Here is a 19,663-nt window from a genome sequence, read left to right as displayed (position 1 = left end):
TTCTGGTGGGCCGGGAGTTGTGTATAAGAGACGGGGCTCAGGCGGCTCCGGGGTCGGCGACGGCGCCGCCTCCGCCCCCGGATCCGGCGCCGTCGCCGACTCCGAAGCCGCCTGAGCCTCCCAAGCCCGAGCCGCCGAAGCCGGAACCGCCCAAACCGGAACCGCCGAAGCACGAGCCCAAGCCTGAACCTCCGAAACCGGAGCCGCCCAAGCCTGAGCCGAAGAAGCCCGAGCCTCCCAAGCCGGAACCGCCGAAACCGGAACCGCCCAAGGCGGAACCGAAGAAGCCGGAGCCTGCCAAGGAGGTCGCGAAGGCCGAGCCGCCGAAGGATGCCAAGCCCGAGGCGAAGAAGGCGGATGCGCCGGCCAAGCAGCCGGAGAAGCCGTCGGCCAAGGCCGACCCGCTGTCCGACCTGTTGTCGAACGTCGGGAAGATCAAGCCGTCGGACAACCCGAAGGCTGACGGCAAGGCATCGGCCAGCGCCAGCAGCGACGCCAAGCCCAGCCAGAAGACCGCGTCCGCGGCTCCGGCCGGGGCGGCCAAGGCAACAAACGGCCCCGACAAGCCGTTCAAGCCGTCCGGCCGTGCGTTGGATGCCATCCGCGGCCAGCTGAGCAAGAACTGGAACTTCGACAGCGGCCGCAAGGACGCCGGCTCGATGCAGATCGAGATCCATGTGGAGGTCGGCCGCGACCACAGCGTGGTTCGCGCCTGGATCGACGACAAGTACAGGTCGCGCTACATGTCGGACGCCGCCTTCCGGGCGTCGGCCGACGCGGCGGTGCGCGCGGTCAAGCGGTCCAGCCCCCTGGAACTGCTGACCAGCGAGTTCACGCCGCAGACTTATGAAGATTGGCGCTTCATCGTGTTCAATTTCGACCCGAGGGACATGTTCTGACCATGACGACGAAGACGAGGCTTCTGTTGAAGCTGGCCGGGGCCACCGGCGCGCTTCTCCTCTCCCTCGGCGTTGCCGCTCCGCAGGAGGCGCGCGCCGAGTTGCGCATCGACATCACGCGGGGCGTGTCCGAGCCGCTGCCCATCGCCATCACCAGCTTCGCCGGATCGGGCGGGCGCGATGCGCAGATGGGCGCCGACATCTCCAAGGTGATCTCCGACGACCTGGAGCGCTCCGGCCTGTTCAAGCCGCTGGACCCGCGCGGCTTCCTGCAGACGCCGGACCAGCTGCGCAGCGGCGAGCCGCGCTATCAGGACTGGAAGGCGCTGGGCGCCCAGGCCCTGGTCGCCGGCAACACCACCACGGGCGCCGACGGCCGCATGAAGGTCGATTTCCGCCTGTGGGACGTCGCCGCCGGCCAGTACATGCAGGGGCTGAGCTACAGCGCCTCGCCGCAGGAATGGCGCCGCATCGCCCACATCGTGGCCGACGCCATCTACAAGCGCCTGACCGGCGAGGACGGCTATTTCGACACGCGCATCGTCTATGTCGCCGAATCCGGCCCGGCGAACGCGCGCAAGAAGCAGCTGGCCATCATGGACCAGGACAGCGCCAACCATCAGTTCCTGACCGACGGGCAGACCCTGGTCCTGACGCCGCGCTTCTCGCCGACGTCCCAGGAAATCACGTACATGTCGTACTTCAACAAGAAGCCGCGCGTGTACCTGTTCAACATCGACACCGGCCGCCAGGAGGTCCTGGGCGACTTCCCAGGCATGACCTTCGCCCCGCGCTTCTCGCCGGACGGCAACAAGGTCATCATGTCGATGGCCCAGAACGGCAACACCGACATCTACACGCTGGACCTGCGCACCCGCCGTCAGACCCAGCTGACCGATGCGCCGGGCATCGACACCGGCCCGAGCTATTCGCCGGACGGCCAGCGCATCGTCTTCGAGTCGGATCGTGGCGGCACCCAGCAGCTCTATGTCATGGGCGCCGACGGCTCGGGCGTGAAGCGGCTGACCTTCGGCGAGGGCCGCTACGGTACGCCGGTGTGGTCGCCGCGCGGCGACCTGATCGCATTCACGCGCCAGCGTGGTAGCAGCTTTGCAGTTGGCGTAATCCGTCCGGATGGGACGGGGGAACGGATCCTGACCGAAGCCTTCCACGTCGAGGGTCCTACCTGGGCCCCCAACGGCCGAGTCATCATGTTCTTCAAGGACTTGCCGTCAGGTGACGGGCGTGGCCGCAACGCGAAGCTGTACAGCATTGACATCACCGGCGCCAACGAGCGTCGCGTGAGCACCCCGGTCGACGCGTCGGACCCCGCGTGGTCGCCCTTGATTCCCTAGTGGAGTAGCCCTATTTTGCGGCCACGCGGGAGCAATGCTCAAGACAAAGGTCGAACGTCGTCTTTTCGTCGGGGATTGGCGGAAAGAAGCGGCTCCTGTGCAGACAAAGTTCGGCCATCAAACAAGTTTCGTTCAAGGGGTCCCTGAACATGCGTATGAAGTTCCTCGCTCTCGCCGCGGTCGCTCTGCTCGCCGCTTGCGAATCCACTCCGAACGACGCCGCCAACGGTGCCAACACCGGTGCGCAGCAGTCGTCGGTCCGTCCGGGCTCGGCGGAAGATTTCGTCGTGAACGTCGGCGACCGCGTCTTCTTCGGCCTCGACCGCTTCGACCTGTCGCCGGAGGCTCGCGCCACCCTCGACCGTCAGGCCAAGTGGCTGCAGACCTACGGCTCGGTCACCGTCACCGTCGAGGGCCATGCCGACGAGCGCGGCACCCGCGAGTACAACCTCGCCCTGGGTGAGCGTCGCGCCAACTCGGTGAAGAACTACCTGGCCGCCAAGGGCATCACCCCGAACCGCGTCAACGTCGTCTCCTATGGCAAGGAGCGTCCGGCCGTCGTTGGTTCGAACGAGGCCGCCTGGTCGCAGAACCGCCGTGGCGTGACCGTCGTCAACTGATGACGCCGGTCCCCGCCTGACGGGGAACAGGGAAGGGCGCCGCCGCCGGGCAACCGGGGGCGGCGCCTTTTCTTTTTGGCGGCGTCTTCTCGGTGGCATCTTTTCGGGGACCGGAAAATTCCGGCGAGGTCGGTTCTTTGCGCGGACGCGCAAGTTCTGCTAAACAGCGGCCATCGCGTCGCCTTTATCGTTCGCCATGGTCGCCGTGGGTGCTCCCCCGGCATCAGATCTCCTCAGGATCCCACGCGCATGACCAACATCCGTCCCGTCGCCGCCCTGCTGCTGGGTGGCATGCTCGCGGCAACCCCCGCCCTGGCCCAGTCCAAGGGGCAGATCGAGCGGCTGCAATCGCTGGAAATGCAGGTCGCCGCGCTGGGCGGTCCGGTGGAGGTGGCGCAGCTGTCGCCCTCCGTCGCCGCCGATTTCGAGATTCGCCTGCAAAACCTCGAACGCACCATCCAGGATTTGACCGGCAAGTACGAGGAGTCGAGCTATCAGGTCACCCAGCTGCGCGAGCGTCTGGAGAAGGTCAATTCCGACGTCGATTTCCGGTTGAAGGAGCTGGAGAAGGGCGGCGGGACCGCCGGGGGCGCCATGGGCGGCGCAATGTCCGATGCCGCGCCGACCAAGCCGTCGAAGGCTGCCGCATCTGACGACAGGAAGGCCGACAAGCCGGCGCAGACCGCGGCGGCCAATCCGCCCTCGACCGCTGGCCTGTCGCCGGAAAAGCAGTATGAGCAGGCGTTCGAACTGCTGCGCAACTCCGACTATGATCGGGCGGAGAAGGCGTTGCAGGAGTTCATCGTCAAGAACAAGTCGCACGCCTATGCCGGCAACGCGCAGTATTGGCTGGGCGAGAGCTATTACGTCCGCAACAAGTTCCCGGAAGCGGCCCAGGCCTTCGCCGAGGTGCTGTCCAAGTACCGTACCAACCCGAAGGCGGCCGACAGCCTGCTGAAGCTGGGCATGACCCTGCAGCAGATGAACAAGAAGTCGGACGCCTGCACCGCTTTCGGCCAGCTGCTGACCAAGTTCCCCGAAGCCTCGGCCAGCGTGAAGCGCCGCGCCGATACGGAGCGCAAGCGCATCAATTGCCCGGCCTGATGGGCGGCGACTCCGAAGACGGCTCTGGAGACGGTGGGCCGGTATCGCCTGAGGAGTTCGCCCGTGCCCTGGCGGCGCTGGGCGGATTCGAGCCGGCGCCGGCCGTCGCCGTTGGGGTTTCCGGTGGCGGCGACAGCGTGGCGCTGGTCCTGCTGCTGCGGCATTGGGTCGCAGAGCGGGGCGGAAGCCTGCTGGCGCTGACCGTCGATCATGGGCTGCGGCCCGAATCCGCCGGCGAGGCGGCAGCGGTCGGGCGGGCGATGGCCCGTCTCGGCGTTCCCCACCGCATTCTGCGCTGGGACGGGGCGAAGCCGTCGGCCGGAGTACAGGCGGCCGCCCGGACGGCGCGGCACCGGCTGCTCGGTGCGGCCTGTGCCGAGGCCGGTATCCTTCATCTGGCGCTCGCCCATCATCGCGACGATCAGGCCGAAACGGTGCTGCTGCGGCTGGCCCGCGGGTCCGGCATCGATGGGCTGGCCGGGATGGCGCCCGTCCGTGCCGATGGGGCGGTACGGGTGATCCGGCCGATGCTGCGCGTTTCCCATGACCGGCTGCTGGCGACCTGCCGCGCCGAGGGCGTGGACTGGATCGAGGATCCCTCCAACCGCAACCCGCGCTTCGCCCGTGCCCGGTTGCGCGCCGCCCGCGAGACTTTGGGCGGGGAAGGGCTCGATGCCAGCCGGTTGGGCGAGGTCGCCCGGCGGGCCGGCCGTGCCCGGGCGGCGCTGGAACAGGCGACGGCCGCGCTGCTGGCGGAAGCCGCATCCATTCATCCGGAGGGCTGGATCACCCTGGCGCCGGCACCTCTGCGCGCCGCACCGCTGGAGATCGCGCTGCGGGCGCTGGGCGCCGCGTTGGCCGCGGTCGGCGGGCCGGCGCATCCGGTGCGCGACGAAACGCTGGAGCGGCTGCTCGACGGGTTGGCGCAGGGGCAGGGCGGAACCTTGGGCGGCTGTGTCGTTCGCAAGAGGCGCGGCGTGGTCATGGTGGCGCGCGAGCCGGTTGCGGTGACGGAGCGGCTGGTGGTGGCCCCCGGAGAGGCGATCCGGTGGGACGGCCGATTCGACCTGAGGGTGTCCTCCAGCCATTCCGGGCCTGTCACGGTCGCGGCGCTGGGGGCCGACGGCTGGCGCGAATGGGCAGGACGGCAGGCGCCGGAGAGGGAGCCCGATCTGCCGGTTCCGGTGCGTGAAACCCTGCCAAGCCTTTGGTTGGACGCGGATTTGCTTGGTGTGCCGATGATCGGTATGTGCTACGGGGTCGACGCGGATGGACAGCACCCGATGGACAGCGCAAGGTTTTGTCCACTTTCGTCGTTGGGAAGACCAGCTTTTACGGTTGTTTCGGACCGGGACGGCATTATTTAATCAGGGAACGTGCCCGTAGGAGACCGGGGTGCGGCCTTGTCGGCGCACCGCATGGCGATGGGTTCGCAGAAAGGCGTGTGACGTGAACAATTTCGGCAAGAACCTCGCTCTCTGGATCATCATAGGGCTACTCCTCGTGGCCCTGTTCAACCTGTTCCAGAGTTCCTCCACCCGCAGCCCGCAAACGACCGTTCCGTTCAGCGAGCTTCTCGCCGAAGTGGACCGGGGCCAGGTCGCCGACGTGACGATCAAGGGCAACCAGGTTTCGGGCCATTTCTCCGACGGCCGCTCCTTCAGCACCTATGTCCCGCCCGAAGCGGGCCTGGTGGAGCGCCTGACCACTAAGAACGTCCGGATCAACGCGGTCCCCGACGACAGCAACGTGCCGTCGCTGTTCTCGGTGCTGCTGTCCTGGTTCCCGATGCTTCTGCTGATCGGCGTCTGGATCTTCTTCATGCGCCAGATGCAGTCCGGCGGCGGCAAAGCCATGGGCTTCGGCAAGTCGCGGGCGCGCCTGCTGACCGAGAAGGTCGGCCGCGTCACCTTCGACGACGTCGCCGGCATCGACGAGGCCAAGCAGGAGCTGACGGAAATCGTCGAGTTCCTGAAGGACCCGCAGAAGTTCCAGCGGCTGGGCGGCAAGATCCCGAAGGGCTGCCTGCTCGTCGGTCCTCCGGGCACCGGCAAGACGCTGACCGCCCGCGCGGTGGCCGGCGAAGCCAATGTGCCGTTCTTCACCATCTCCGGTTCGGACTTCGTCGAAATGTTCGTCGGTGTGGGTGCGTCCCGCGTCCGCGACATGTTCGAACAGGGCAAGAAGAACGCCCCCTGCATCATCTTCATCGACGAAATCGACGCGGTCGGCCGCCATCGCGGTGCCGGCCTGGGCGGCGGCAACGACGAGCGTGAGCAGACCCTCAACCAGTTGCTGGTCGAGATGGACGGCTTCGAGGCGAACGAGGGCGTCATCCTGATCGCCGCGACCAACCGTCCGGACGTTCTCGACCCCGCTCTGCTGCGTCCGGGCCGCTTCGACCGTCAGGTCGTGGTGCCCAACCCCGACGTGCTGGGCCGTGAGAAGATCCTCAAGGTCCACATGCGGAAGGTCCCGCTGTCGCCGGACGTCGACGCCAAGGTCATCGCCCGCGGCACCCCCGGCTTCTCCGGCGCCGATCTGGCGAACCTTGTCAACGAGGCTGCCCTGCTGGCCGCCCGCATCGGCAAGCGCGTCGTCGGCATGTCCGAGTTCGAGAACGCCAAGGACAAGGTCATGATGGGTGCGGAACGCCGCTCCATGGTGATGACCGAGGACGAGAAGAAGCTGACCGCCTATCACGAGGCTGGCCACGCCATCTGCGCCATCCACTGCGCCGACAGCGACCCGGTCCACAAGGCCACCATCATCCCGCGCGGCCGTGCGCTGGGCATGGTGATGCGCCTGCCGGAAGGCGACCGCATCAGCCTGTCGCAGGCCAAGCTGCTGGCCGACCTGACCGTCGCCATGGGCGGCCGCATCGCCGAGGAGCTGATCTTCGGCAAGGAGCGGGTGACCACCGGCGCCTCGGGCGACATCAAGATGGCGACCGAGATGTCGCGCCGGATGGTGACGGAGTGGGGCATGAGCGAGAAGCTAGGCCCGCTGCTCTATGGCGAGCCGACGCAGGAGGTGTTCCTGGGCCATTCGGTGACCCAGCACAAGAACATGTCCGACCGCACCGCCCAGCTGGTCGACGAGGAAATCCGCCGCATCGTGGACGAATCCTACGACCGCGCCCGGACGATCCTGACCGAGAACATCGACCAGCTGCACACCCTGGCCAAGGGCCTGCTGGAATACGAGACGCTGAGTGGCGACGAGATCAACCGTCTGCTGCGCGGCGAACCGATCCTGCGCGACGACGACCGCGAGACGATGGCCGTCCCGCCGCGTCCAACCACCGGCTCCGGCCGCCGCTCCTCCGTTCCGCCCAGCACCGGGCAGGAAAGCGGTGGCATGGGTCCGGAACCGCAGGGCACCTGAGGGTTTCGGGTTTGGAAATGAAGAAGGCGGCGCTGCGAGGCGCCGCCTTTTTTGTCGGGGTTGTCAGTTTAGTAACGGGAGAGTGACGGTCTCTTCGATTGGTATCAAATCTTACTAATAGGGAATAGAGAAGTGTCGTGGCTGCTAACTTCGCTACTATGGCTCGTCGTGGATAGCCATGGTAAAACAGGATAACCTCTGCCTCGTAGAAAGTGAGAGTAAGCATGTTTTTTGATTGGACATCTAAATCAGTTTTTCACCCCTGATAGCGGTAAATAGCCTGTCAGCTAATTTATCAATCCCCATCGAAGAATTAACGGCAACAATATTAGATAGGATCGGCGATCTTTCTGCTACATCATGTTGTTCCACATTGTGCCAAACAGGCAATATGAATTTGGTTCCGCCTCCATATGCGTAGCGATTGAGTAGTGCATCTAATTCCGATGATGCCCACTTTTTATTAGATAAAAAATTTTTGCTAACGACCACAATTGCATAGTTACAAGAACGAAGACCCTTATCTATCTGCCCGGATAGGCTATCTCCAACTTCCAAACTAAACTCATCGTACCAAATCTTGACGCCCATTAGATTTAAGCTGCTGACCAGCGGGCGCACTAAATCCTCTTTGTCTCTGCTATCATGGGAAATAAATGCTTCGGGTAATTTATTATTACTCATGGTATTCCACCTTTTGTTGTCAAAAATGCGAACGGTTAATCCTCTAAGCTTAAAGCCTTGTATTATTTCTTGCTTTGGGACTGTTAACTCATCAGTAAACACATACACTGATTTCGTAAACGGCGCGTCCGTAATATTGTCCTCCCAATCCAGTCGAGTATACCCCCATTCTAAATGAATGTTTGCGTCAACCTCTTTCGAGAACTGGCGGATTCCGATGTCAGCAAAGAATTTCCAATGTTGCCCAAAATCTGAAATAGCCATTGCGTAGAACTTATGACCATGTTTTATATCTATAATAACAGAAATATGCGTCTTTGCGAGAATTTGTGTGTTTTCTCCCTTTAGATTTCCATAGCTAACTTGGAAATCGTTGCCAAATCTTAAATAATGGCCAAAAAAGAAAGAGGACAATCTTGTTTGAAGAATATCTAGTTCATAAAGCATTCCGCCTCTCTGACTTATGTTAAATATTTTATCTCAAGCTCACCAGAAAATCGCCTTGTAATATTTTCTTGCAAGTCTCTGCGAGACTTCGAAAAGGAAGTTGATTGTTAGTGCTGTGTAGAGTCTTCCTTCGCCTGATCGCATCCAATAAGGGAAGGCACCAGGCGAAGGGAAGAACTTCAAAGGGAGCCCTTCTGCTCGCGCCGGCGGTCTAGCGCCACGTCGAACTGGCGCAGCAGCTTCTGCATGCCTTCGAAGTACAGCTTGCGCGACGGCGTGTTCTTCATGCAACGGGCGTCGAGATGGGCGACGCTGGTGAGCGCGGACACGCAGTAGCCGAGCAGCCAGTAGCGCGACCGGATGCTGCGCAGATAGTCGCGGAACGGTTCCGGCTGGCCGGCCATGAAGCTGCTGAAGGAGGTTTCGTAATCCGACAGGATGGTGCGGATGTCGAGCAGCGTCGTCTCCAGCAGCTTGCCCACCTTCTCGATGTGCATCAGCAGCTGGGTCTCGTAGGGCTTGTGCATGCGGATGTCGACCGGGATGCACTCGCGCGACTTCAGCCAGGTCAGGATGGTGCGGGCGCGCGGGGCGATGCGGCGCAGCTGGTATTCGTAGAAGGTCGTGCCCTTCCACGCGCTGAAGATGGTGTCGGCCTCCGACCGCTCGATGCCGAAGGCGGAGACGAACAGGCCGGCCTCTTCCAGGTTGGGGTTCCAGATCGCCTCCAGGAAGCGTTCGACGCTTCCGGCACTGCCCTGGCTGCCCGACAGCGCCTTGCGGACGATCGGCTCGATGCGCGCGCGGATCAGGCGGCGGAGCTGGTGATCCTCCTCGTTGGAGATCAGCCAGTGGCGCGGATCGACGTTGATCTTCTCCGCCTCGAAGCAGGTCTTCAGCAGGAAGGCGTCGAGCGACGGCACGTCGTCGATCATCTGGAGCATCTTCATGTCGCCGATGATGCCGTTTTCCTGCGGCCCGTGCTTGATGCCGAACTGCTCTTCCAGCAGGGCGGCACTGTTGCGGCCGCGGAGATAGACGGCGACTCCGCCGCCCTCCGGCGCCTTGGCGTTGTGCGGCACATAGATCCCGGTTTCGACCGGGCGCTCGCCGCCCTCCAGTTCCTCGTCCTCGGCGATGGGATCGCCCCCGTCGTCATCGCGGTCGTCGAAGTTCGGGTATTTGAAGAGGATGCAGTTGTTCAGGCCCTGAGCCTTGAACATGCGCTGCTCTTCCGGGATCTCGCGCGTGATGCCGATGAGATTCATCGACACGCTGGAACCGCCATAAAGGATCTGCTCAAGGATCGGAGAAACCGAGTCCATTTTCTTGCGAGCGCGCATGAATATTACCCAATCCCGCGAATATTTCTCAAATCATAAACGCCGCATTCGCAAACGCAAAGAGGGATCGGCGGACCGATCCCTCTCCTCACCATGCGATTGCGCGCACCTTGCGGCCGCTCAACCAAATGGGTCAACCGACCGGGGCCGCTCCGGCCTCAGCCGGCCTTCGGCGTGCCGCCCAGCGAGCCGAGCAGGCTGGCGACTTCGGCCACCTCGTCCACCGCGACCATGCCGACGGTGTGATAGCCGCTGTCGACATGCATCACCTCGCCGGTGACGCCGCTGCCCAGGTCGGACATCAGGAACAGGCCGGCGCCGCCGACCTCCTGGATGGTGACGTTGCGCTTCAGCGGGGCGTTCAGCTCGTTCCACTTCAGGATATAGCGGAAGTCGCCGATGCCGCTGGCGGCCAGAGTCTTGATCGGACCGGCGGAGATGGCGTTGACACGGATGTTGCGGCCACCCAGATCGACTGCCAGATAGCGCACGCTGGCTTCCAGCGCGGCCTTGGCGACGCCCATCACGTTGTAATGGGGCATGACGCGCTCGGCGCCATAGTAGGATAGGGTAAGCAGGCTGCCGCCGTCCTTCATCAGCGGCACGGCGCGCTGCGCCACCGCGGTGAAGGAGTAGCAGGAGATGTCCATGGTGCGCAGGAAGTTGGCCCGCGTGGTGTCCAGGTACAGCCCGTCCAGCTCGTTCTTGTCGGAAAAGGCGATGGCATGAACCACGAAGTCCAGCTTGCCCCAGTCCTGTTCGATGGCGGCGAAGGTCGCGTCGATGCTGGCCTCGTCCGTGACGTCGCAGGGCAGGACCAGCTTGGCGCCGACCTGTTCGGCCAGCGGCTTCACCCGCTTCAGCAGCGCGTCGCCCTGGTAGGTGAAGGCAAGCTCCGCCCCGTGCTGGGCCAGGGCGGAGGCGATCCCCCAGGCGATCGAACGATCGTTGGCCACGCCCATGATCAGGCCACGCTTGCCGGCCATGAGCGGCATCGGATTGGACATCGGAACCTCGTGAACGACGGATGTGCTGCGGCTCCAGCCGCGAAAAGTGGGGCGCATCCTACACGAAAGCGCTCAACGGTCAAACCGACGCGGGCTGTCTTGCCGCAGGAGGCGTCGCATGTCTCATCCTAAGGACAATCCTGGCCGCGAGGAGGAGGAGCGCAGCCGCATTCTGACCGGCCTGCGGGAGCTTGGCGGCTTCTTCGGTCATTCCATGCTGCGCTTCTACAACGACAACTGCTTCCAGACCGCGGCGGCGCTGACCTACACCTCGCTGCTGGCCATCGTGCCGATGATGACCATCGGCTTCGCCATCTTCTCCGCCTTCCCGGCCTTCAGCGCCCTGCAGCTGCGGATCCAGACTGCGCTGGTCAAGAATCTGGTGCCGGAGATCGGCGACGCGATCCTGGAATATCTCGGCCGTTTCATGGCGAACGCCGGCCAGATGCCGATTTTCGGCGTGATCGGGCTGGCGGTGTCGGCGGTGCTGCTGATCTGGACCATCGAAGGGTCCTTCGCCACGGTCTGGCGCGTGCGCGAGCCGCGGTCCTACGTGACGCGCATCCTGTCCTTCTGGGCGGTGGTGTCGCTGACTCCGCTGTTCGCTGGCGCCAGCCTGTCCCTGTCCAGCACGCTGTGGACGGCGCTGGAGGTGGCGCATCTGGAAGGGGTTGTCCATCCGCTGGCGGGGATCGGCATGCTGCTGCCCTTCGCCTTGCAGCTGGTCGGATGCTCGCTGCTGTATCTGATCATTCCGAATCGGGATGTGTTCTGGCTGGACGCGCTGTGCGGCGGGGCCATCGGCTCCATCCTGCTGGAAGGGTCGAAGGCGATCTTCGGCTGGTACATGCGCGAATACCCGGCCTACCAGACCATCTACGGCGCCCTGTCGGTGGTGCCGATCTTCCTGTTCTGGCTCTACATCGCGTGGTCAACGGTGCTGTTCGGCGCGGTGGTCGCCGCGTCGCTGCCGGAATGGCGGGCGGGCAAGGTCACCCGCGGCGGCATGGAGGGGCTGCTGCCGGCCCAGCGGCTGGCGCTGGCGCTGGCCGTCCTGCATGAGCTGATGGAGGCGAGCCGGCTCGGTGTCGGCATGCGCCGCCGCACGCTGGTCGGGCGGGTGCCGGTGGGCACGCTGCTGATCGACGGCATCCTGGAACAGCTGCGCGATGCCCATTGGGTGGCCCACACCACCCGCGACGCCTGGGTGGTCACCCGCGACATGGGCGAGGCGACCCTGCTGGAGCTGATGAAGGCGCTGGGCATCGGCATGCGCGGCTCCGTCCATGGCCTGGGCGGCCTGGATTTGCCCTGGCAGGAGCGCACCGCCCGCCTGCTGGACGCCGCCGAGGCGCGGCAGGGCGATCTGCTGAATGTGCCGCTGAAGACCCTGCTGAACGACGATCCGCCGCCGGAAGGTCAGCCGGCGGGGCAAGGGGCGGGACAGGCAGGCGCCGGGCCGGTGCCGCTGCGGGCGGTGAAGAAATAGGGGGCAGGCAGTGGCCGAGGGCCGAAGCGGTTCTGCGCCCTGAGGGGTGAGGGAAACCCGGCGCCGGCGGTTACTCCAGCCCGGCCTTCTTGCGGACGTCGTAGCTGCGGGTCTTCGCCCATTCCTCGACGAACTTGACCAGCTCGCCGTCGGGCGGGTCGGGCAGGACGACCTTCAGCTTCACATACTGGTCGCCCGGCTGCTTGGTGGCCTGGTTGACCACGCCCTTGCCGCGCAGGCGCAGCACGGAACCGGTGTTGGCGCCCGGCGGCACCTTCACCGCGACCTTGCCGCTGATCGTCGGGACATTGACGGTCGCGCCCAGAACCGCCTCGTTCAGGGTGATCGGCACCTCGACATGGATGTCGCTGTCCTGCCGGGTGAAGAAGGGGTGGGATTCGACATGCACCTCGACGATGGCGTCGCCGTTGGGCATGCCGCCCATGCCGGGCAGACCCTGGCCCTTCAGGCGCAGCTTCGACTCGTTCTCCGTCCCCGGCGGAATGGCGACGTCGATGCTCTTGCCGTTGGACAGGTTGATGCGGCGCTTCGACCCATTCGCCGCCTCGATGAAGGGGACGGTGACGGAATAGGAGATGTCGCTGCCCCGCACCTTCGGCCCGGCGGAGCCGCCCGCGCCGGCCCCCGCTCCGGCACCCGGCCCGCCGGGGCGGCGCCGGCCGCCGCCGAACAGGTCGGAGAACCAGTCGTCGCCGCCGCCGAAGAAGCTGTCGTCGGCGGTGCTGCTGTAGGCCTTGCCGCGGCTGCCGGCGGTCCGGCCGCGCGAGCCGAAGCCCGCGTGCCGTTCCTGCCCCGACGGGTCGATCTCCCCGCGGTCGAAGCGGGCGCGCTTCTCGGCATCCGACAGCAGCGTGTAGGCGGCCGAGATTTCCTTGAACCGCTCTTCGTTGGCGGCGTCGCCCGGCTTCAGGTCCGGGTGATGCTGCTTGGCGAGCTTGCGGTATGCCTTCTTGATGTCGTCGGCACTGGCGGACCGGCTGACGCCGAGAACGCTGTAGGGATCGCGCGTAGCCACGGGCAGAGATTTCCCGCCCCAGGGGGGCTCAAAGGTTGCGGGTCGGCGGTGTTACGAGTTGCCGATGATCTTCCACGTACCGTCGGCCTGTTTGCAAGCGGTTCCGTAGGCCTGCTCCGTCCGCCCCTTGACCACGATGGTCTGCTGGAATTCGCGGCAATAGGTGCCGGTGTTGCTGTAGCCGTCGCGGGTGGTCACGATTGTGCCGGAATTGCCCGACTGCGGGTTGTTCCAGTTGATGCGGTCGCCGACCGGAGCGGCATAGGCCTGACGGGCCGCGGTCTCGGCATAGCCGGCATCGGCCTTGTCGAGCGAACCGCCGATCTCCTTGCCGATGAAGGCGCCCAGCAGCGTGCCGACGCCGGTCGCCACCAGCTTGCCCGTTCCGCCGCCGATCTGCGAACCGATCAGGCCGCCGGCGACCGCGCCGCCGACCGTGCCGACCGTTTCCTTCTGCCCGCCCGTCTGGCACCCGGCCAGCAGGCCCACGACGATCACGGCCGGAACGACTTTCTTCACGAACATCCTTGCGCCTCGAAAAGGTTGGTTGCCGCGGAGCCAATCGGTGGCTTCGCGGTGGACAGTGATATAAGCGACCCTATGCTTGCTGTGAATTGTGATGAGGCTGTGACCCTTTCGCTTTTGCACAAAAGCCCGCTCCCGCACCGGCCGCGCGCCACCCGCCCGGAGGTGCTGGACCCATCGAGACAGGACCCAGGAATGACGGACAGCAACGACCGCAATCCCCGCTCCCCCTATGACCTCTTCGCCGACTGGATGAGGGAGGCGGAGCAGAGCGAGCCCAACGATCCCAACGCCATGGCGCTGGCCACGGCCGACGCCAGCGGCATTCCGTCGGTGCGGATGGTGCTGCTGAAGGGGATCGATCCGCGCGGTTTCGTCTTCTACACCAACACCGAGAGCCGGAAGGGCACGCAGCTGCTGGCGAATCGGAACGCCGCCCTGTGCTTCCACTGGAAGAGCCTGCGCCGTCAGGTGCGGGTCGAGGGGCCGGTGGAGATCGTCACCGACGCCGAGGCCGACGCCTATTTCGAGAGCCGTCCGCGCGACAGCCGGATCGGCGCCTGGGCCTCGCAGCAGTCGCGCCCGCTGGAAGGCCGGTGGGAGCTGGAGAAGCGCGTCGCGCAGTTCGCCGCCAAATACGCCATCGGCACGGTGCCGCGGCCGCCGCACTGGACCGGTTTCCGCGTCCTGCCGTCGCGCATCGAGTTCTGGCGCGACCGTCCGTTCCGCCTGCATGACCGGCTGGTGTTCCAGCGGGCGGAGGGCCAGCGGGCGGACGGAACGGACGCCGATGCGCCGGGTTGGACGACCGAGCATCTTTATCCGTAAGGGGAAGTTCAGTGCGGTGCGGCCGTAAGCGACCTGTAAGGACGGGCCGCTACGGTCGCGCCGGCCATGCCGGCCAGTCTTGCGGAGTGGGGGGACGAGTGAGCGACAATGCGGAAAACGCGGCATCGGCGGACCGCCTGCGCCGCTACGCCACCTATGCCAGCGTGTCGGTGGCCTCCACCCTGATCGCGGCGAAGCTGGGCGCCTATCTCCTGACCGAGTCGGTCAGCATCCTGTCCTCGCTGATCGATTCCTGCACCGACCTGATGGCCTCGGTGGTGACGCTGCTGGGGGTCCGCCATGCCCTGCGCCCGGCCGATGCCAACCACCGGTTCGGCCATGGCAAGGCGGAGGCGCTGGCGGCGCTTGCCCAGGCGGCCTTCATCGGCGGCTCCGCCGTGCTGCTGAGCATCGAGGCGGTGCGGCGGCTGGTCCGGCCGGAGCCGATCGCCGAGGGGACGATGGGCATCGCGGTGATGCTGCTGTCGATCCTGCTGACCGCCGGGCTGATCACCTTCCAGCGCCGGGTGCAGAGTGCCACGGGATCGGTCGCCATCGGGGCGGACCGGCTGCATTATTCCGGCGACCTGCTGATGAACGGTGCCGTCATCGTCGCCATCCTGCTGACCGAGGCCACCGGGCTGACCGTGGTCGACCCGCTGTTCGGCATCGGCATCGCGCTGTTCCTGCTGAACGGCGCCCGCGGCGTGGCGCGCGACGCGCTGGACGTGCTGATGGACCGCGAACTGGCGGAAGAGGAGCGCGACCGCATCGCCGAACTGGCACTGGCAGAGCCGGGGGTGCGCGGCCTGCACGACCTGCGCACCCGCAATGCCGGCACCGGCCGGTTCATCGAGCTGCATCTGGAACTGGACGGCGGCCTGACCCTGACCGCCGCGCACGAGATCGCCGACCGGGTGGAGACGCGGCTGCGCGACGCCTTCACCAATGCCGAAGTGCTGGTCCATCAGGAGCCCGCCGGTCTGGTCGACGAAAGGCTGGATCACCGCATTGCCGGCTGACGGCGGAAAAGTTGCGCAAGCCAGTCCGTGATACGGAACCGTATTGCGGGATAACCCGCATTTCGCGTCCAACTTTTGTTACCGCACAATCACTGGGCGCAGCTTCTCCTTAAGGTATCCTACCAATGGACAGGGGTGCCGGGTTCGACTCGGTCACCCCGTTCGTTGCGAATCTGTATCAAAAGCGCAATAATAGTTCTTGGGAGAAAGCGCTCGGTTATAAAACAGCAAGAATGGTGAACATAATGGATGGTGGCTTTGGGCTTCGTCCGCATCTGATCGCGGACATCGCGGAAGAGGCTGGCAATCTCGGTATCGAGATCGCGGATATCGCCGGCCACATCGAGGATGTGAACGCCCGCGTCACCCACCAGTCGGAGGTGTTCACCCAACTGCGTGACACCGGCGCAAAGATGTCGCGCAGCACGGACCGGATTTCCCAGGCCTCCGCCATCGCGCGCTCGGTCACCGAACAGGCGCGGCAGGAGGTCGACAGTTCCCACGACCGCGTGCAGAAGTCATTGTCCGACATCCATTCCCTGGTGTCGTCGGTGACGGGGATCGAAGGGCAGATCGCCGGGCTGCGCGACGCGCTCGACCGCGTCGGCAAGGTCGCCAAGGAGATCTTCACCATCGCCAAGCAGACCAACCTGCTGGCGTTGAATGCCACCATCGAGGCGGCACGCGCCGGCGATGCCGGGCGCGGTTTCGCCGTGGTGGCGAACGAGGTGAAGTCGCTGTCCACCAAGACCAGCGAGGCGACGACCGAGATCGATGCGACGCTGAAGTCCCTGAACGAGCAGGCGCAGCGCCTGATGGCGGAGAGCGCCGCCAGCGCCGCCAAGGCCCGCGCGGTCAGCGAAGGGACCACCGCCATCGGCACGGTGATCGAGACCGTCGGCCGTGCCATGCGCGAGCTGAACGGCGAGACCGACAAGATCGATGCCGCGTCGGCCGAGATCGGCGGCAATTGCGGTGAGCTGGAGCGCGAGATCGCCGATCTGGCGGTGGGCGTGAAGCTGTCCAGCGAGAATCTGGCCCAGGCGCGCGACCGGGTGAACAATCTGGTCGGGATGAGCGAGCGGCTGATCGGCGTTACCGCCGAACTGAACATCGAGACGGTCGACACCCCCTTCATCGCCGCGGTGAAGGATGCCGCCGCGAAGGTCTCCGCCGCCTTCGAGGATGCGCTGGCCCGCGGCGACATCAGCGAATCCGACCTGTTCGACCGCCAGTACCGGCCGGTCGCCGGATCGGCCCCGCAGCAGATGATGACCCGCTACACCGAGCTGTGCGACCGCGTCCTGCCCGGCATCCAGGAGCCGGTGCTGTCGGCCAACGGCCGCATCGTCTTCTGCGTGGCGGTGGACGAGAACGGCTATCTGCCCACCCACAACCGTCAGTTCAGCCAGCCCCAGGGCCGCGACCCGGTCTGGAACGCCGCCAACTGCCGCAACCGCCGCATCTTCAACGACCGCGTCGGGCTGGCCGCCGGCCGCAGCACCAAGCCCTTTCTGCTCCAGACCTACCGGCGCGACATGGGCGGCGGGAAGTTCACGCTGATGAAGGACGTCTCCGCTCCCGTCACCGTGCGCGGACGCCATTGGGGCGGGCTGCGGCTGGCCTACAAGGTGTGAATGGTCAAGGTCTGATGGCGGGACGATTTCCCGGACTTCCCTCTTGATCCGTATCAAAGCATACGATCAGCCTTGCGGGTGAAATGGCGGGGCAGAGGGAGCGACCATGAAATACGTCGAAGAGTTCCGCGATCCGGTTCTGGCCCGCAACGTCGCCGCCGCCATCGCGCGGGAGGTGCGGGCCGACCGCTCCTATCACCTGATGGAGTTTTGCGGCGGCCACACCCACGCCATCTCCCGCTATGGCATCCCCGACCTGCTGCCCGGCAATGTGCGGATGATCCACGGGCCGGGCTGCCCGGTCTGCGTGCTGCCGGTCGGGCGGATCGACGACGCCATCGCGCTCGCCCGCCGGCCGGAGGTGACGCTGTGCACCTATGGCGACGTGATGCGCGTGCCGGGATCGGGGCGGCTCAGCCTGCTGAAGGCCAAGGCGCAGGGGGCCGACGTGCGGATGGTGGTGACCGCCGATGCGGCCGTGCGCATCGCCGCCGAGAATCCGGACCGGCAGGTGGTGTTCCTCGCCATCGGCTTCGAGACGACGACTCCGCCGACGGCGCTGGCCGTCCGTGCCGCCGCAGCGCAGGGGCTGACCAACTTCTCCGTCTTCTGCAACCATGTGCTCACCCCGTCGGCCATCCAGGGCATCCTGGCCGGGGCCGATGAAGGTCTGTCGCTCGACGGGTTCGTCGGTCCGGCCCATGTCTCGGTCGTCATCGGGTCGGAGGCCTACGCTCCGGCCGCGGCGGAGCATGGCAAACCGGTGGTGATCTCCGGCTTCGAGCCGCTCGACGTGCTGCAATCCATCCTGATGCTGGTCCGCCAGATCAACGACGGGCGGGCCGAGGTCGAGAACCAGTTCACCCGCGCCGTCACCGCCGACGGCAACCGCAAGGCCCAGGCGCTGGTGCTGGAGATTTTCGAGACCCGGCCGTCCTTCGAATGGCGCGGGCTGGGCAGCATCCCGCACAGCGGGTTGAAGCTGCGCGACGCCTATGCCGCCTTCGACGCCGAACGGCGCTTTCCCATCGCCGGCGCCAGCGTTCCCGACCACAAGGGCTGCGATTGCGGCGCCATCCTGCGTGGGGTGAAGCGGCCGGTCGACTGCAAGCTGTTCGACACCGTCTGCACCCCGGAAAACCCCATGGGGTCCTGCATGGTCTCGGCCGAGGGCGCGTGCGCCGCGCATTACACCTACGGACGGTTCCGCGACGCCTGACCGGTTCCCGGATCGGTTTTCCGGACGGCTGCTTCGGCCCCGTGCGACCTCTCGCCGCAGGCCGGCAGAACGCTGCTGGACGAACGCCGCCCGGCTGAACATGATGCATATGAAACAATCCGCCGGCCCGCCGATCATCCCACAGATCGCCCACATCGGCCGGCCCGGCGGAGAACCGCAGACGTCATAAGACTTCGCATTTCATACCGGGAGGGCCCGCATGACCTACAAGCACATCCTCGTCCATCTCGACAGCAGCCCGCATGTCGAGGCGCGTCTCGATGCCGCCATCGCGCTGGCCCAGCGTCATGGCGCCTTCCTGCGCGGCCTGTTCGCGCAGGGCGACCGCAACGCCACCAGCGTGATCGCCCGCCGGTCCAGCGACCATCTGGGTGAGGCGGCATCCCGCAGCGAGGCACTGTTCAAGGAAAAGCTCGCCGCATCCGGGCTGCAGGGCCACTGGCACGGCCTGACCCATGGCGAGTACAACCATGTCATCCGCGAGGTCATCATCTGGTCGCGCTTCGCCGACCTGACGGTGCTGGGCCAGTATGACCGCGAGGCGGGATCGCAGGCGGCGCCGGAGGAGTTGAACGAGCAGGTGGTGCTGAATTCCGGCCGGCCGGTGCTGGTCATCCCCTATGCCGGCCGCTTCGCCGCCATCGGCCAGCGTGTGGCCGTCGCCTGGAATGCCGAGCGCGAGGCCGCCCGCGCCCTGTCCGACGCCATGCCGATGCTGGAGAAGGCCAAGGAGGTGACGGTCATCACCGTGCTGACCCAGGCCTCCTCCTCCGCGTCCGAGACGCCGCGCGTCGGCGTGCTCGACCATCTCGCCTTCCACGGCGTGACGGCGGAGCAGACCCATTTCACCGTGACCGACATCGGTGCGATGGACGCCCTGCTGGCCCGGGCCATGGACACCGGCGCCGACCTGCTGGTGATGGGCGCCCACGGGCATTACGGCTTCCCGTTCCTGCACCGCGGCAGCGGGACGCGGCATGTGCTGCGCACCTGCCCGGTGCCGCTGCTGCTGTCGCATTGATGACTGGGGCAGGGGGGCA

17 protein-coding genes are annotated in these 19,663 nt (G+C 65.6%); 12 read left to right on the top strand and 5 right to left on the bottom strand.

Annotated features, from left to right (window positions below; all coding sequences use genetic code 11):
• The 6 genes from GBZ48_RS15935 to ftsH form a co-directional block, all read left to right on the top strand.
• A partial coding sequence (locus tag GBZ48_RS15935; protein ID WP_246307217.1) for a hypothetical protein occupies positions 1 to 899 on the top strand: 899 nt, incomplete at its 5' end.
• 2 nt (positions 900 to 901) lie between these two features.
• The gene (tolB, locus tag GBZ48_RS15930; protein ID WP_109095397.1) at positions 902 to 2,254 is read left to right on the top strand and encodes a Tol-Pal system beta propeller repeat protein TolB; all 1,353 of its coding nucleotides are present in this window, start codon (positions 902 to 904) and stop codon (positions 2,252 to 2,254) included.
• Between the two features lie 149 nt (positions 2,255 to 2,403).
• Positions 2,404 to 2,874: a peptidoglycan-associated lipoprotein Pal gene (pal, locus tag GBZ48_RS15925; RefSeq protein ID WP_098740232.1), complete on the top strand. Its 471-nt coding sequence runs from the start codon at positions 2,404 to 2,406 to the stop codon at positions 2,872 to 2,874.
• Positions 2,875 to 3,123: 249 nt separating this feature from the next.
• Positions 3,124 to 3,978 carry a tol-pal system protein YbgF gene (gene ybgF / locus GBZ48_RS15920; protein WP_174471903.1) on the top strand — a complete coding sequence of 285 codons (855 nt, stop codon included), beginning with the start codon at positions 3,124 to 3,126 and terminating at the stop codon, positions 3,976 to 3,978.
• Positions 3,966 to 5,345, top strand: a complete 1,380-nt coding sequence (gene tilS / locus GBZ48_RS15915; protein WP_246307216.1) for a tRNA lysidine(34) synthetase TilS — start codon at positions 3,966 to 3,968, stop codon at positions 5,343 to 5,345. The genes ybgF and tilS overlap by 13 nt, the downstream gene beginning before the upstream one ends.
• A gap of 82 nt (positions 5,346 to 5,427) precedes the next feature.
• Positions 5,428 to 7,365 carry an ATP-dependent zinc metalloprotease FtsH gene (gene ftsH / locus GBZ48_RS15910; protein ID WP_174471902.1) on the top strand — a complete coding sequence of 646 codons (1,938 nt, stop codon included), beginning with the start codon at positions 5,428 to 5,430 and terminating at the stop codon, positions 7,363 to 7,365.
• Between the two features lie 243 nt (positions 7,366 to 7,608).
• Here ftsH and GBZ48_RS15905 read toward each other — a convergent pair whose 3' ends face one another.
• The 3 genes from GBZ48_RS15905 to fabI all read right to left on the bottom strand — a co-directional run bounded on the left by GBZ48_RS15905 (position 7,609) and on the right by fabI (position 10,846).
• Complete coding sequence (locus tag GBZ48_RS15905) at positions 7,609 to 8,496, bottom strand: toll/interleukin-1 receptor domain-containing protein (RefSeq protein WP_174471901.1); 888 nt, start codon at positions 8,494 to 8,496, stop codon at positions 7,609 to 7,611.
• 179 nt (positions 8,497 to 8,675) lie between these two features.
• Positions 8,676 to 9,764, bottom strand: a complete 1,089-nt coding sequence (locus GBZ48_RS15900) for a hypothetical protein (protein ID WP_246307228.1) — start codon at positions 9,762 to 9,764, stop codon at positions 8,676 to 8,678.
• Positions 9,765 to 9,997: 233 nt separating this feature from the next.
• A complete protein-coding gene (gene fabI / locus GBZ48_RS15895) occupies positions 9,998 to 10,846 on the bottom strand; it encodes an enoyl-ACP reductase FabI (protein WP_281362424.1) in 849 nt (282 codons plus the stop codon).
• A gap of 118 nt (positions 10,847 to 10,964) precedes the next feature.
• On the opposite strand from fabI, the gene GBZ48_RS15890 reads away from it, so the two are divergent.
• Positions 10,965 to 12,335 carry a YihY family inner membrane protein gene (locus tag GBZ48_RS15890; RefSeq protein WP_211105767.1) on the top strand — a complete coding sequence of 457 codons (1,371 nt, stop codon included), beginning with the start codon at positions 10,965 to 10,967 and terminating at the stop codon, positions 12,333 to 12,335.
• 70 nt (positions 12,336 to 12,405) lie between these two features.
• Here the strand turns inward: GBZ48_RS15890 and GBZ48_RS15885 are convergent, their stop codons facing one another.
• Both GBZ48_RS15885 and GBZ48_RS15880 read right to left on the bottom strand, forming a co-directional pair.
• Complete coding sequence (locus tag GBZ48_RS15885; protein ID WP_174471898.1) at positions 12,406 to 13,371, bottom strand: DnaJ C-terminal domain-containing protein; 966 nt, start codon at positions 13,369 to 13,371, stop codon at positions 12,406 to 12,408.
• Between the two features lie 51 nt (positions 13,372 to 13,422).
• On the bottom strand, positions 13,423 to 13,896 hold the full coding sequence (locus GBZ48_RS15880; RefSeq protein WP_109095404.1) for an RT0821/Lpp0805 family surface protein: 474 nt from the start codon (positions 13,894 to 13,896) through the stop codon (positions 13,423 to 13,425).
• A gap of 195 nt (positions 13,897 to 14,091) precedes the next feature.
• On the opposite strand from GBZ48_RS15880, the gene pdxH reads away from it, so the two are divergent.
• From pdxH to GBZ48_RS15855, 5 genes are all read left to right on the top strand, one after another.
• Entirely contained in the window at positions 14,092 to 14,724 is a 633-nt protein-coding gene (pdxH, locus tag GBZ48_RS15875) for a pyridoxamine 5'-phosphate oxidase (protein WP_174471897.1), read from the top strand.
• A gap of 98 nt (positions 14,725 to 14,822) precedes the next feature.
• Positions 14,823 to 15,746: a cation diffusion facilitator family transporter gene (locus GBZ48_RS15870; protein ID WP_174471896.1), complete on the top strand. Its 924-nt coding sequence runs from the start codon at positions 14,823 to 14,825 to the stop codon at positions 15,744 to 15,746.
• 245 nt (positions 15,747 to 15,991) lie between these two features.
• Positions 15,992 to 17,383, top strand: coding sequence for a methyl-accepting chemotaxis protein (locus tag GBZ48_RS15865; protein WP_174471895.1), 1,392 nt, complete (start codon positions 15,992 to 15,994; stop codon positions 17,381 to 17,383).
• Positions 17,384 to 17,489: 106 nt separating this feature from the next.
• Positions 17,490 to 18,602, top strand: a complete 1,113-nt coding sequence (hypD, locus tag GBZ48_RS15860; protein WP_174471894.1) for a hydrogenase formation protein HypD — start codon at positions 17,490 to 17,492, stop codon at positions 18,600 to 18,602.
• A gap of 220 nt (positions 18,603 to 18,822) precedes the next feature.
• Entirely contained in the window at positions 18,823 to 19,644 is an 822-nt protein-coding gene (locus tag GBZ48_RS15855) for a universal stress protein (protein ID WP_174471893.1), read from the top strand.
• Positions 19,645 to 19,663 lie beyond the last annotated feature (19 nt).

This window comes from Azospirillum melinis, assembly GCF_013340935.1.
Classification (GTDB): Bacteria; Pseudomonadota; Alphaproteobacteria; order Azospirillales; family Azospirillaceae; genus Azospirillum; species Azospirillum melinis.
Note: the sequence above shows the minus strand (reverse complement) of the source record. Positions and strands in the feature narration are given on the sequence as shown.

Bases quoted from the DNA above. Each gene is read 5' to 3' on its own strand.
- tolB (WP_109095397.1), top strand. From the start codon at position 902: ATGACGACGAAGACGAGGCTTCTGTTGAAGCTGGCCGGGGCCACCGGC.
- pal (WP_098740232.1), top strand. From the start codon at position 2,404: ATGCGTATGAAGTTCCTCGCTCTCGCCGCGGTCGCTCTGCTCGCCGCT.
- ybgF (WP_174471903.1), top strand. From the start codon at position 3,124: ATGACCAACATCCGTCCCGTCGCCGCCCTGCTGCTGGGTGGCATGCTC.
- GBZ48_RS15905 (WP_174471901.1), bottom strand. From the start codon at position 8,496: ATGCTTTATGAACTAGATATTCTTCAAACAAGATTGTCCTCTTTCTTT.
- GBZ48_RS15900 (WP_246307228.1), bottom strand. From the start codon at position 9,764: ATGAATCTCATCGGCATCACGCGCGAGATCCCGGAAGAGCAGCGCATG.
- fabI (WP_281362424.1), bottom strand. From the start codon at position 10,846: ATGTCCAATCCGATGCCGCTCATGGCCGGCAAGCGTGGCCTGATCATG.
- GBZ48_RS15890 (WP_211105767.1), top strand. From the start codon at position 10,965: ATGTCTCATCCTAAGGACAATCCTGGCCGCGAGGAGGAGGAGCGCAGC.
- GBZ48_RS15880 (WP_109095404.1), bottom strand. From the start codon at position 13,896: ATGTTCGTGAAGAAAGTCGTTCCGGCCGTGATCGTCGTGGGCCTGCTG.
- pdxH (WP_174471897.1), top strand. From the start codon at position 14,092: ATGACGGACAGCAACGACCGCAATCCCCGCTCCCCCTATGACCTCTTC.
- GBZ48_RS15865 (WP_174471895.1), top strand. From the start codon at position 15,992: ATGGATGGTGGCTTTGGGCTTCGTCCGCATCTGATCGCGGACATCGCG.
- hypD (WP_174471894.1), top strand. From the start codon at position 17,490: ATGAAATACGTCGAAGAGTTCCGCGATCCGGTTCTGGCCCGCAACGTC.
- GBZ48_RS15855 (WP_174471893.1), top strand. From the start codon at position 18,823: ATGACCTACAAGCACATCCTCGTCCATCTCGACAGCAGCCCGCATGTC.